The organism is Brevibacillus sp. NRRL NRS-603 (genome assembly GCF_003013445.1).
Lineage (GTDB): Bacteria > Bacillota > Bacilli > Brevibacillales > Brevibacillaceae > Brevibacillus > Brevibacillus formosus.
Genome location: NZ_PXZN01000012.1, coordinates 744,626 through 756,297 on the forward strand (window position 1 = coordinate 744,626; position 11,672 = coordinate 756,297).

Below are 11,672 nucleotides of genomic sequence, written 5' to 3' on the forward strand. Positions count from 1 at the left end.
TTATTCGTCAGGAGCCATGGTGTACAGCGCTGCCGGTAAATCTTTCAGCAACGGTGAAGAAACATCATCAACCTTCGTCATAACAAGCCGATGGACCGGACGCGTCATCGCGACATACAACAGTTTTGCGTCCCATTCATTATTTTGATAGGCGTCCACATCCAGTATAATGACCACATCGAACTGCAAGCCTTTTGTTAAAAAAGCAGGCATGACAGTTACGCCACCCGGAAATTGGTTATCCTTGCTGCCTAACAGAGTCAGATCAGCTATCTTGTCTTGCAAGCCTTTATGTGCTTTTTTACTCGCTTGGATGGTTTTCGCTACGATCGCAATCGTTTTGAAGCCTTCAGATTTGTAGGCAGCCACACGCGAAGAGATGTCCTCCCACAGTTGCGCTCGCGAACGAGCCTTGACCATGATTGGTTTTTCACCATGACGCAAAACCGGTTTTGCCAATACCGTCTCGGGCAATTCAATTTGCCGTAACACTTCATTGGCACAGCGCATGATCTCAATTGTCGAACGATAGCTTTGCGACAACGTATAATAAGAAGGAAACAGCTGTGCAAATATCCCCTTCGTCAACTCTTCCCAGGCATGAATCCCCCGGTAGCTATGAATGCCTTGCGCAATATCTCCCACGATTGTTAGTGAGTTTCGCTTCGTTGCCAATGCAATGACTGCTATTTCCAACGCACTCAAGTCTTGCGCTTCATCTACGACCGTATGATCAAAATGCTCCGCTTTGTTCATTCCTTCAACAATATGCTGCAAGTATAGCAATGGCGCGATATCTTCCGGCTCCAATCTCTCCTCTGCAAATAACGCAGCACTTGACTGAGCCACATCACGCACAACCTCGTCTGAAATGTCAGCAGGTACGAGCTTGCGCAGTAATTCCTCGTCAGCAATCAACTCGTGATAAGCTGCGAAGATTTCCAGTCTGGGAAACGCAGTCAGGTACGTATCCAATATTTGCTCCAGCATTTTCTCGAATTTGTACAAGCCTTCTTTGTCCAAATCGACTTTTCGTTCTCGCAAATGGGCAAACAATTGCTTGTTCATTTCTTGTTTCAAATGCTTGCGAAGCGCTTCTACCCGTCGATGATACGGCATATTGGCGAATTGCTCCAGGAAGCATTGGCGAATAAAATCACCCGGAATGGTAAAGACTTGCTTGGTTTTGTTGTATAAAAAGCTGAGCTTCTTAAAAGGGATTCTCGTTTCAACGATATACCGAATGTATTGCTCCAGCGCCTCCCGACAAGCAAGCGATCCTTTGAAGCGAAGCCTGTTTCTCGTCATTTCTTGCTGGCGCTCATCCTGCCCCTCCTCGAAGAACAATTGAAGAGGCTTATCGGGACTCACGATTCTCCATCCTTTAGGTAGCAGAGGCTTTACAAGACGCGCTGCCCAATCTACAAAGGTAGACTGTTGAACGTCATCGACGCCTAACTCTGGCAAAACCTCGGATATATAGGTAAGAAACATCCGGTTGGGTGCAAACACCATGAACTTTTTGGACATCATGGAATCCTGGTAGTTATAAATCAAATAGGAGAGTCGGTGCAGCGCAATGGTCGTTTTTCCGCTCCCCGCTACTCCTTGCACAACAATGGGTCGTTCCTTTTCCGCTCGAATAATATCATTTTGCTCGGACTGAATCGTAGCGACGATGTCTTTTAGTCTGCTATCGTTGGCCTGATTCAGATTGGCTGCCAAAAATTCATCGATGAAGCCCTCTTGCAAAAACTCATCGGGATGCCCCATTTCGCGGTTAATCGTTTCTTTTACTGCTCCATCATAGATGCCAACAATCTTTCCGTCTTCAATTGCAAAATTACGCTTTAATCGAACTTCACCACGCACGATCTCGCGTCCCATCCGATAGAACGCGTCTTTGCTTTCACCCGAATAATAGAGACTGGCGATAGGTGCACGCCAATCCACGACGACAGAATCAAATGTATCACTGCGCACAATTCCCCGTTTCCCTATGTAGACCTGGTCCAGCTCATAGATTTCATCCTTCAAGAAATCCACTCTGCCGAAATAAGGCTTCTCTCGACCCTGATCTTCCAGATAGCGCAAATCCTTTGCCTTTTTAAAGTTAACGACCTGCTTCACATAGTCATCTGTTGCCTCACGAATATCATTGCGAAGCTGCTCCATTTCTTCGTCGATCGCTGAAATGGTTTCATCCAGCTTTTTTTGTTCCAGTTCATAATCACGATGCTGTGTACTCACATTCATTCCCCCTCACATGTATCGTGTTATTGAATGTATCAGGACCATTGCCTCGCCAGCCATATTCCAACCGCACAAGAAAGGAGACCGACTCCCAAACTGAGAAGAGCGTACAAAGTGCCACGCAACAGATGGCCTTCTCCCCAAAAAGTAACCACTTCCAAGGAGAAGCTAGAGAAAGTCGTAAATCCTCCCATGACACCCGTTGCAAATAAGAGATAGAGTGTCGGAGATAAAAAACCACGTTCTTTCCCCAGCACGAACAAGATGCCGATGACCAAAGATCCACAAACATTGGCGATCCAGGTTCCCCACGGCCATCCCGGCTGATTTGCGAACAAAGACAATAGGTAGCGCAAAAGAGAGCCAACTGCTCCTCCAACCGCCACAGCTATCCACGCCATCGCTTTCCCTCCCTGGCTATCAAAGCGTTATGTATGTCACAGAAAAAGACACCCTAGCGTCAAGCGAGGATGTCTGTCGTATCAGTAATTGTTATCTTACTGTTTTGGCTTATTTTCTTCAAGGTCTTCCACATAACGGATGGAATCCAAATTTGCTCTCAATGAAAGCTTAACGGCGTCAATATACTTTTGGCGCAATGCTTTTTGTTCGAGCTTTTCCTCTTCAGTCAAACCTTCTTCGCGAGATTTTTTGACCAATTCATTAATGCGTTTAATTTCTGCGTCAGATACCACTGCTGGTTCCTCCCACTCTGTAGTAGTGCCGCTTTATTATACCACATTCGAATGTTCCCGCAAGACAACCGAACACTTACGGCATGTCAGGCATGATCAGAGTCTGACCCGGGTAAAGCCTGTTGCTATCCAAACCGTTCGCTTCCTTGATTTCTATGATATAGTCACGAACATCTGTATGCTGATCTGAGTAGCGAACAGCTAACGACCATAGGCTATCTCCAGATTGTACGGTTACTTCTACACCTTGTGGCTCCTCCATTGGCGAAGAAGCAAACACCAGTTCGGTCAACAAGTAAAAAAAGAGAGTAAATGTAATAAGAAACAAGAGAGCTTGTCCTCTCGTGATACCAAAACGAACACGACGTTCTTCTTTTTTGTCGAAACGATTACGTACTGTTGATGAATTCATAATAATGGCCCCCTCACAAACATACGTTCTGATCATTTGTAACCTCATGATAAATGAGAACATATGTTCATGTCAACAAAGAATCGAACTTATGTTTGTCGAACGCAAGCTCCCATGGTATAATATAGGAAAATATGTTCGAGAAATCAGGGGTGTCTTTCTATGTCAAAATTATCGAGTAGACAACAAGCCATCATCGAGTTCATACGAAAGGAAGTTCGTGATAAAGGGTATCCCCCTTCTGTACGTGAAATTGGAGAGGCTGTCGGACTAGCTTCCAGCTCAACAGTACATGGTCATTTGGCACGCTTAGAGAAAAAAGGCCTCATTCGTCGAGATCCTACCAAGCCTCGCGCCATCGAATTGTTATCAGATGAAGATCGTTTTCAAGACAATTTCGAAGACTCTGTCGTCCGTGTGCCCGTAATCGGAAAAGTAACCGCTGGACAACCGATTACTGCCATTGAGGATGTGGAAGAATACTTCCCGCTTCCGGACAATATCGTGACTTCTGACAAGGTCTACATGCTGCGCGTCTCCGGAAACAGTATGATTGATGCCGGGATTCTCGACGGAGATTACGTAATTGTTCGCCAACAGCACGTAGCGAACAATGGTGATATTGTCGTAGCCATGACAGAAGAAGACGAAGCGACCGTCAAAAGATTTTTCAAAGAAAAGAACCACTTCCGTCTTCAACCGGAAAATGCCACGATGGAACCAATCATTCTGGAGCATGTCACCATTCTCGGCAAAGTCATCGGCGTCTATCGCCTCATTCACTAGTTTCCACATAAAAAAGGACAGCCTCTGCTGTCCTTTTTGTTTTCTATATGTTATCTAGCAATAAAAAACCAGATGATCATCGCAAGTTGCAAGATGACTTTTACGACCGCGCTGCCCAAAAATCCGATCAGTGAGCCTACCCCTGCTTTCACTGCTCGCTCCATCGACTGCTTCTGCACCATCAACTCTACGAGAACGACGAATACGAACGGCAAGATCAGCATACCAAACGGTGGGAAAACGAAAATCCCGAGGATAATTCCGACCGCAGCAGCAACGGACGACCACTTTGACCCTCCATACTTTTTCACGAAGTACATGTTCGTCAGCAAGTCAGCACCGTAAAGCAGAATGCTTAGAACGACCATTCCCCACCAAAAGGATGCTGGCAATCCCGCTCCAGGATCTGCAATAAAAAAGTGATAGAGCAAAAAGCCCGCCCACAGCAAGATCGTATCAGGTAAAACGGGCAAGAAAATTCCTGCGATGCTTAGCAAGAACAATAGCACAACTACGACCCACAAAAATATTTCCATCTACTACACTCCCTTCCTTTAGGTATACGAGTGATTACCGATTTCGTTGCGTACTTATTTACTTTTGTCTAAACTATTTTAAAAGAAAGTAGACACGGAGGTAGTCTCATGAGAAATTGGCATGATCTCTCATACTTGGGCAGAGGATCGATGCGCCAAAAAGCGGCGTGGGAAGTGATTCAACAGACGCATATCATGGAAGTACTATCCGATTACCGTCCAGTGCTTGCCGGAACCATTCCATTGGACATTGACGTTGCGCAAAGCGATCTGGATATTATTTGCGAAAGTCATGATCTGGATCAGTTTGAGCAGTTTGTTCGTACAGCGTATGGCTGCTTGCCCAGGTTCGAAGTGACACAACTAGATGTGAAAAGTATTCCCACGTGCGTTATCTCGTTTTTCACAGCTGACTTTTGGTTTGAATTGTTTGCTCAACCGGTAGCGGTCGAAAACCAAAACGCTTATCGTCATATGGACATCGAAGCACGATTGTTAGATATAGGGGGCTTGGATGCATACAAACATATCAGGGCTCTGAAGCAAAGCGGCATGAAAACCGAACCTGCCTTTGCTCAATACTTTCATATTGCGGGTGATGATCCATATGAGGCATTGTTGCAATTGGAGTCATTAACCAAAGAGGAATTACGTCAAAGAGTTCAGCTGCTTCGATAGGCTCTTCACCTTTTCATCCACTTAGCCAAGTGTTTAAAATATTGTTTCGCAAGTATACATTCGGTATGTACAAAATAGGCTTACACGAAGAATATCTTGTGGTACGGAAGTGATTATCTTGGAAAATACTAAAATCCCGACTCCTGCTGACAATGATGGCATACATCGTGTAGAGAAAGTCCCCTTCCGCAAGAAAGGGGACTTTTCATGCTTTTTTAGGCGGTGGTCATCTGAAGTTTACAGCTCCTATGGAGAATTTTACTTTCCCGTTTCCATAAACCTCCTAATGCGGGCTCCGATCTCGTCACGAACTCGTTGAAACTCAGGCCATTCTTTTCCCGCAGGATCGTCAAATCCCCAATGGACACGGTTTACATGAGTAGGAGTGGTTGGACAAACGGAATCGGCATGGCTGCATAATGTCACGATCAGATCAGCCTTGTTTAAAATATCAGTGTCAATGACATCTGATGTTTGATCGGAAATGTCTATGCCAACTTCTTTCATCGCTCGAACCGCGTTTGGATTCACACCATGGGCTTCAATCCCAGCCGAAAAAACATTCCAGTCGTTACCCAAGTATTTCTTTCCCCATGCTTCCGCCATTTGGCTTCGGCAAGAATTTCCTGTACATAAAAAGTAAATCGTTTTTTTGTTTTCCATGATGTACACACCTTTTAGCTTCAATTTGGATATGTGCTGGCAAAATATTTGCGCTTGAACCATAAAGCTACATTAACCAATGCAATCATAACAGGTACCTCAACAAGAGGGCCTATCACGGCTGCGAAGGCCGCACCGGAATGAATACCAAACACTCCAACTGCCACTGCAATAGCTAACTCAAAGTTATTACTGCCCGCTGTGAAAGCAAGGGTCGTAGTAACAGGATAATTTGCCCCAATCTTCTTCCCCATATAGAAAGAAATAAAGAACATAACGATGAAGTAGATGAGAAGTGGAATCGCGATTCGGACTACATCAAGCGGAACGCTTACGATGTTTTCTCCTTGTGTTGAGAACATGACAATGATAGTAAAGAGCAAGGCAATCAGTGTCATAGGACTTATTTTCGGAATGAACACTTTCTCATACCAATGTTTGCCTTTCCCTTTTACAAAAGTAAAGCGCGTCAGCATCCCGGCAAGAAAAGGAATACCTAGATATATAAACACCGATTTTGCCACTTCCGCCATCGTAATACGAATGACTGCGCCCTGAATACCAAGCCATTCGGGAATTACGGTGACAAAGACATAAGTATATACTGAAAAGAAAAGCATCTGAAACACAGAATTGAAAGCCACAAGCCCGGCAGCATATTCTGCATCACCTTTTGCGAGGTCATTCCACACAATCACCATGGCGATACAACGTGCCAATCCAATCATGATCAGCCCCACCATATATTCTGGTTTATCTGGCAAGAAAATGATCGCTAATAAAAACATCAAAACCGGACCTATAACCCAGTTTTGAATAAGGGATAGCACAAGAACCTTAAGGTCTTTAAATACACGTCCCATTTCTTCATATCGAACTTTAGCTAAAGGAGGGTACATCATCAGTATTAAGCCTATAGCAAGCGGTATGGATGTTGTACCAATTTGTAAGCTATTTAATCCACTTGTGAAAGTAGGAAAGAAGGTTCCGATCATAATCCCTACTGCCATAGCAAGAAAGATCCAAAGGGTTAAGAAGCGATCTAAAAATGATAATTGTTTCATTGGGCCTCCCACTTTGTCTTAGCAGCAGGATGTGGATTCGATTTTATGAACGTCACTGTCAGACTTTGTGTAGAAAAACTCCCACTCATTACCGTCTGGATCAGTAACCCAAAATTTATCCTGCACAGCATAGCAACATGTCGTATCCATCTCGTCACGAGCGAAAAAGCCTTCCTTTTCTAGTCTTTCCTTATGAGTCAGGATTTCATTTGCACTTTCAACTTGAAAGCCGAAGTGGTTAACTTGATTTCCGCTTACAGCGTCCCGAACATTCAATGTAAAGTTTAGTCCAGGGTTTTCTAGCAAGAACTTAGCATAATCAGGTTTTACCTTTACAGGATTAACCCCAAAAACCTTTTGATAAAACTCAATAGATTTCTCCAAATTGGTAACGTTAACGCCAACATGTACATACTTCATTTCAACATCCTCCTTTATTTTAAATACTATTAATCAAAAAAAATTGATATAAGGTCTAAAAAAAATTAGCAGCAGCTCCCTTTGCCTGTTTTCCTGAAGATACAACAAAGCTCTTCCGATAAGAGGTGATTCACTTCATCATCATTCAGATCGTAGTAACTCCAGGTACCTTTTGTCTCTTTGATAATTAGGTTGGCATCCAATAATATCTTGAGATGATACGATAATTTAGATTGAGGCATGTCAAAAACCTCGGTAAGATCACAGACGCATGTTTTACCTCTTTGACAAAGCTCATACATAATTTCAAGTCGCTTCTGATCGGAAAGAGCCTTGAATTTCTTCTCATATAGCTCCAATTTGTGCTTAATATGGTTCATCGATTACAACCTCATTCATCAATTTTTTTTGATGTATTTATTATATGCACGATTACCAAGAAGATGCAATAAATAAATCAACTTTTTTTGATGTAACATCCTTTTCGATAGGTGATGCTACGCTAAGAAGCAAATCATGCGTGTGAAGTAAGCGGAAAACGAAAATGTTCTGTCTCGATTTTTAACGAGGGACGAACAAATAAGACATCATCGGTCGTTGTCATCCAGGCAGATTGGATCTTTTCATTCTCACTATCTGGCATAAAGTAAAAGTGAATAATTGTTGTCTCAGCCGTAACCAAATGAGAAATGACCACTTCTATATCCACTGTTTTTTTACTTACAAGATCAAATACATGCAGTTGGTTGTCTTCTCGTTCACATAATACAATCACATCCTCTTCTTCGACATAATAGATCGCATCCCGAAAAACGAGCAGAAAGTAAAACATCAACAGATGTTCGCTATCCTTGACGGCCAGTCTTGATGAAACGGGGATTCTTTTAGCAGCAAATTCCTTCATGACGATAAAATCAGCCTCATTATCAACATCCAACTTGCGTAAGACCGATTTTTGTTCCACTGGCTTTTTCAAATCGGACACCAATAAGCAAAAACTACTTTCGTGTACTCTTTCAAATCCGAACTTTGGATAAAAATTGAGTACGGTATCATTGGCATACAAATAAATAAAATCGTATTCCTTCTCCCATGTTTCAAGAATATGGTTTATCAATTTCGCTGCCAGTCCTTGGTTGCGATAGGCAGGATGCGTCATGACTGTTCCGATCTGAAGTGCCTTATAGTCTTTGCCATTGAATGTCACGATCATCTTACTGGCAGAAGCGTTAGCAATAACCTGTTCCCCATCCAAAAAGGAATAGCAGACATAGTTATCGTTCCAAAAGCCTTTGTTATCCCATTCTTTAAAATCGAGCTGAAAGATCTGCTTGGCCAGGTCATTAAAGCTTTCCTTGTAAGTTTCTATATGCTTGTAGTCGCTAATCAATCGATATTCACCCATGTAAAACCCTCCCATTCCATTGTTTGTGCTGTTTGTCATCATTCATTCCTTTTCAGCAATCCCTTCTTTCCAATAAAAAAGACCACAAGAAGAATTCTCTTCTCATGGTCAAATTTATCGTTGTGATGAACATACCTATTCCGAACAGACTAGATATCATGCACAAACGTGAAATTTGTTCTGATGAGATATAATGCCTTCTAATCGCTTTTGAAAAAAGGTATAAAAAATAAACAAAGGGTACGCCCTTCATTTGACCTTTCCCCTATAAAATTCATTCGAATTTTACTCAGCGACTATCAGTTTCATCATACTCAATCAAAACCTCTTTTCACATTAGATACCCATACTATATTTGACTTTCAAAAGATTGTAAATAAGCATTCCAGTTCTTTTTCGTTGCGTAAGTATCGTTATACAAAAAAGCCATTTTCTTATATAATTACAAGTGCCCCCTTTTCGAAAAGGAAAGGGGAAACCGTTTTTAAATTGGACCTCGAGGGGGGTGTACCAATGGCGAATGCTCTCAATTTGCCACATACCGCAGCGGCTCATGCAAAGCCTAGAAATAGTGAGGCGATACTTTGCATGAGGTGGTCTTACGTTTAATCGAATTATCGCCTTCATTTGCGTATCTCATTTTCTATTTCTTGGCTTTGCCCCTTATTTGCCTATCTAGAAATAAGGAGCGAGCAGAAATGAAATGTGTGAAAGCAAATTTAATCCTTCCTGAATCGTTACTCGCAGAAATTCAAAAGTACGTGCAAGGAGAAACCATTTATATTCCGAAGACAAAAGTAACCCATCAAAAATGGGGGACGCGCACTGGCGGGAGAAAACTCCTGGATGAGCGGAATACGGCTATTAAAAGCAGCTTCCGGGCCGGGACAGCTATTTCTCAGCTAGCGGAGGAATACTTTTTGTCTACAGAGACGATTAAAAAAATCGTGTATACCAAATAAACGTTTATAAAGCACTGACGACCTTTCCATTTCGGTTGTCAGTGCTTTTTTATGGCGAGTTTTTTTGGGAAATGTCCTCTCCCTTTCCCCTCTCTTGAAAACACGTTAAAGTAAAGAAGAACCCACCTTACAAGACAGAAACAGGAGGAACCGCAAGATGGAACCTTTTATCCATACGCATCAATATCACTTCATTAAATCACGTGTTCAAGCAATCATGAACGCCTATGCAACCAGTACAGATGTCAACGTGATTCGTGCTCGCAAAGAAATCGCCCATGAAGAAATCTTTCAGTTGTTCCCAAACATGACGGAAGAACAAAAAGAGATTTTGCAACCGATTGACTCGATTAAAGAAAAGGCAGAAGGAAAGCAATTTTTGCATCAGCTTTCACCGTTTGTGATTCCATTCCCTGCTCTCACAGAGTCTGCCATTAAGAAGCTCTTTCCAAAAGTCAAGAAGCTTAAAGTCTCGAATTTAGCTGAGATCAATTTATCAGAAACCTCTTATGTGAGCTGGTTAGACACTGCGACAGAAAAGAAATTTATTGTCGCTTACCACGAAGGAAAACTGATTGGCATACACGGGCAATTTACAAGCGTAAACAAAAAAGGCGTTTGTGCGCTCTGTAATCGCTTTGAGGAAATCGGCATGTTCGTCCTTGAAGCCAAAGGTTCTGGAGATGGAACGTATTTGAAAAAAGGAAACTACATTTGCCAAGACAGTGTGACGTGCAATCAAAATATTATTTCGCTGGATAAGCTGAACGATTTTCTCACGCTGATGGTCAAATAAATTTGCAACGAAATGAAAAAGCCGCCGGGTCTCCATGCCAGGCGGCTTTTCCTATACATCCTTACTTGATCTCGTTCAGACTCTCTTCCAAACGATCCCACGTTTGGGTGATGCCTTCTAGCATGCCCATGTCCATGACCGTTTTGAGGGCTTCAGCAGATACATATTCAGAACGGCTGACCAGCTTCGTCTTGCCACCCAAATCAATGAATTCCATCATAACCTCTGTCGAAGGCAGGGTATCATTTGTGTTGCCTTCTGCATCTGAAAAGTAGTCGGTATAGATGATTTTTTCGGGCTCAACAATCTCCTTATAAACGCCTTTGCCCCAAGATTCCATGCCGTAAAAATCACCTTGATTCTTATCGACGCACTTCATGCAGTAGTGCCAAACACCACCTGGTCGGAAATCAACCTGACAAACAGGGAGTTCCCAGCCTCTCGGTCCCCACCAACGCTTGAGATGCTCAGGCTCCTTAAACATCTTGAACACGAGATCTCTGGGCGCCTCGAATACACGCTCCAGTACCAGCACCCGCTCGTTCTCTACCCTTGAAACCATTGCGTTTCTTGACATAGTAATTCCTCCTCATCCATTTGAATGAATCTCAATCATTTTCCTTGTTCTGCAGTTCCCGCAAATAGTCTTCCAGATTATCGAATCTCTCTTCCATAACACGCTGGAATGAATTCACCCAAGAATCCAGCGCTCGGAAGGGCTCAGGCCTGAGTTTGTAAAATCGGCGGTTGGCTTCGGCCTTTACATCCACGATCCCATTGTCACTAAGCACCTTCAAATGCTTCGAGGCTTGGGGCTGGCGAAGCCCCAGTTGGTCAGCGATTTCCCCTACGGTTAGAGGACCGTCACGCAAAAGTTCGACGATTTTCATACGATTTGGTTCAGCCAAAGCACTCAGCGTCGCCATGTCCATGCCCGGATTCATCCCTGACATGTCACTCACCTCGTTACATGATGGATTCTACGTTTATCTCATCCCCTTC

General features: G+C 43.1%; 16 protein-coding genes. 4 read left to right on the forward strand and 12 right to left on the reverse strand.

The annotated features are described in order from the left end of the window. The 4 genes from C7R94_RS10505 to yneA all read right to left on the reverse strand — a co-directional run bounded on the left by C7R94_RS10505 (nt 1) and on the right by yneA (nt 3,360). Nucleotides 1-2,250 (reverse strand): HelD family protein, encoded by a 2,250-nt coding sequence (locus tag C7R94_RS10505; protein WP_106780752.1) that lies wholly within the window; start codon nt 2,248-2,250, stop codon nt 1-3. 38 nt (nt 2,251-2,288) lie between these two features. Next, nucleotides 2,289-2,654: a fluoride efflux transporter CrcB gene (gene crcB, locus C7R94_RS10510; RefSeq protein ID WP_106780755.1), complete on the reverse strand. Its 366-nt coding sequence runs from the start codon at nt 2,652-2,654 to the stop codon at nt 2,289-2,291. Between the two features lie 96 nt (nt 2,655-2,750). After that, nucleotides 2,751-2,948 carry a DUF896 domain-containing protein gene (locus C7R94_RS10515; RefSeq protein WP_007718933.1) on the reverse strand — a complete coding sequence of 66 codons (198 nt, stop codon included), beginning with the start codon at nt 2,946-2,948 and terminating at the stop codon, nt 2,751-2,753. Between the two features lie 76 nt (nt 2,949-3,024). Further along, nucleotides 3,025-3,360: a cell division suppressor protein YneA gene (gene yneA, locus C7R94_RS10520; protein WP_106780758.1), complete on the reverse strand. Its 336-nt coding sequence runs from the start codon at nt 3,358-3,360 to the stop codon at nt 3,025-3,027. A 162-nt stretch (nt 3,361-3,522) separates the two neighbouring features. Between yneA and lexA the strand changes: the two genes are divergently transcribed. After that, on the forward strand, nt 3,523-4,146 hold the full coding sequence (gene lexA / locus C7R94_RS10525) for a transcriptional repressor LexA (protein ID WP_007718939.1): 624 nt from the start codon (nt 3,523-3,525) through the stop codon (nt 4,144-4,146). Nucleotides 4,147-4,196: 50 nt separating this feature from the next. Here lexA and C7R94_RS10530 read toward each other — a convergent pair whose 3' ends face one another. Further along, nucleotides 4,197-4,682, reverse strand: coding sequence for a DUF456 domain-containing protein (locus C7R94_RS10530; protein ID WP_106780760.1), 486 nt, complete (start codon nt 4,680-4,682; stop codon nt 4,197-4,199). Between the two features lie 108 nt (nt 4,683-4,790). Here C7R94_RS10530 and C7R94_RS10535 point away from each other — a divergent pair, with 108 nt between their 5' ends. Next, on the forward strand, nt 4,791-5,360 hold the full coding sequence (locus tag C7R94_RS10535; RefSeq protein WP_106780763.1) for a DUF4269 domain-containing protein: 570 nt from the start codon (nt 4,791-4,793) through the stop codon (nt 5,358-5,360). 258 nt (nt 5,361-5,618) lie between these two features. Here C7R94_RS10535 and arsC read toward each other — a convergent pair whose 3' ends face one another. The 5 genes from arsC to C7R94_RS10560 all read right to left on the reverse strand — a co-directional run bounded on the left by arsC (nt 5,619) and on the right by C7R94_RS10560 (nt 8,912). Next, nucleotides 5,619-6,023, reverse strand: a complete 405-nt coding sequence (gene arsC / locus C7R94_RS10540; protein ID WP_106780766.1) for an arsenate reductase (thioredoxin) — start codon at nt 6,021-6,023, stop codon at nt 5,619-5,621. Nucleotides 6,024-6,043: 20 nt separating this feature from the next. Next, the gene (gene arsB, locus C7R94_RS10545) at nt 6,044-7,087 is read right to left on the reverse strand and encodes an ACR3 family arsenite efflux transporter (RefSeq protein WP_106780768.1); all 1,044 of its coding nucleotides are present in this window, start codon (nt 7,085-7,087) and stop codon (nt 6,044-6,046) included. An 18-nt stretch (nt 7,088-7,105) separates the two neighbouring features. After that, the gene (locus C7R94_RS10550) at nt 7,106-7,507 is read right to left on the reverse strand and encodes an ArsI/CadI family heavy metal resistance metalloenzyme (RefSeq protein WP_106780770.1); all 402 of its coding nucleotides are present in this window, start codon (nt 7,505-7,507) and stop codon (nt 7,106-7,108) included. 65 nt (nt 7,508-7,572) lie between these two features. Beyond that, nucleotides 7,573-7,887 carry an arsenical resistance operon transcriptional regulator ArsR gene (gene arsR / locus C7R94_RS10555; RefSeq protein WP_047067673.1) on the reverse strand — a complete coding sequence of 105 codons (315 nt, stop codon included), beginning with the start codon at nt 7,885-7,887 and terminating at the stop codon, nt 7,573-7,575. Nucleotides 7,888-8,021: 134 nt separating this feature from the next. Next, complete coding sequence (locus C7R94_RS10560) at nt 8,022-8,912, reverse strand: GNAT family N-acetyltransferase (RefSeq protein ID WP_106780773.1); 891 nt, start codon at nt 8,910-8,912, stop codon at nt 8,022-8,024. Between the two features lie 698 nt (nt 8,913-9,610). Between C7R94_RS10560 and C7R94_RS10565 the strand changes: the two genes are divergently transcribed. Next, nucleotides 9,611-9,874: a CD3324 family protein gene (locus tag C7R94_RS10565; protein ID WP_007718970.1), complete on the forward strand. Its 264-nt coding sequence runs from the start codon at nt 9,611-9,613 to the stop codon at nt 9,872-9,874. 157 nt (nt 9,875-10,031) lie between these two features. After that, nucleotides 10,032-10,670 carry a FusB/FusC family EF-G-binding protein gene (locus C7R94_RS10570; RefSeq protein WP_106780775.1) on the forward strand — a complete coding sequence of 213 codons (639 nt, stop codon included), beginning with the start codon at nt 10,032-10,034 and terminating at the stop codon, nt 10,668-10,670. A gap of 61 nt (nt 10,671-10,731) precedes the next feature. On the opposite strand, the gene C7R94_RS10575 is transcribed toward C7R94_RS10570, so the two are convergent. After that, nucleotides 10,732-11,247 carry an SRPBCC domain-containing protein gene (locus C7R94_RS10575; RefSeq protein WP_106780778.1) on the reverse strand — a complete coding sequence of 172 codons (516 nt, stop codon included), beginning with the start codon at nt 11,245-11,247 and terminating at the stop codon, nt 10,732-10,734. Nucleotides 11,248-11,278: 31 nt separating this feature from the next. After that, nucleotides 11,279-11,623 carry an ArsR/SmtB family transcription factor gene (locus C7R94_RS10580; RefSeq protein WP_106780780.1) on the reverse strand — a complete coding sequence of 115 codons (345 nt, stop codon included), beginning with the start codon at nt 11,621-11,623 and terminating at the stop codon, nt 11,279-11,281. Nucleotides 11,624-11,672 lie beyond the last annotated feature (49 nt).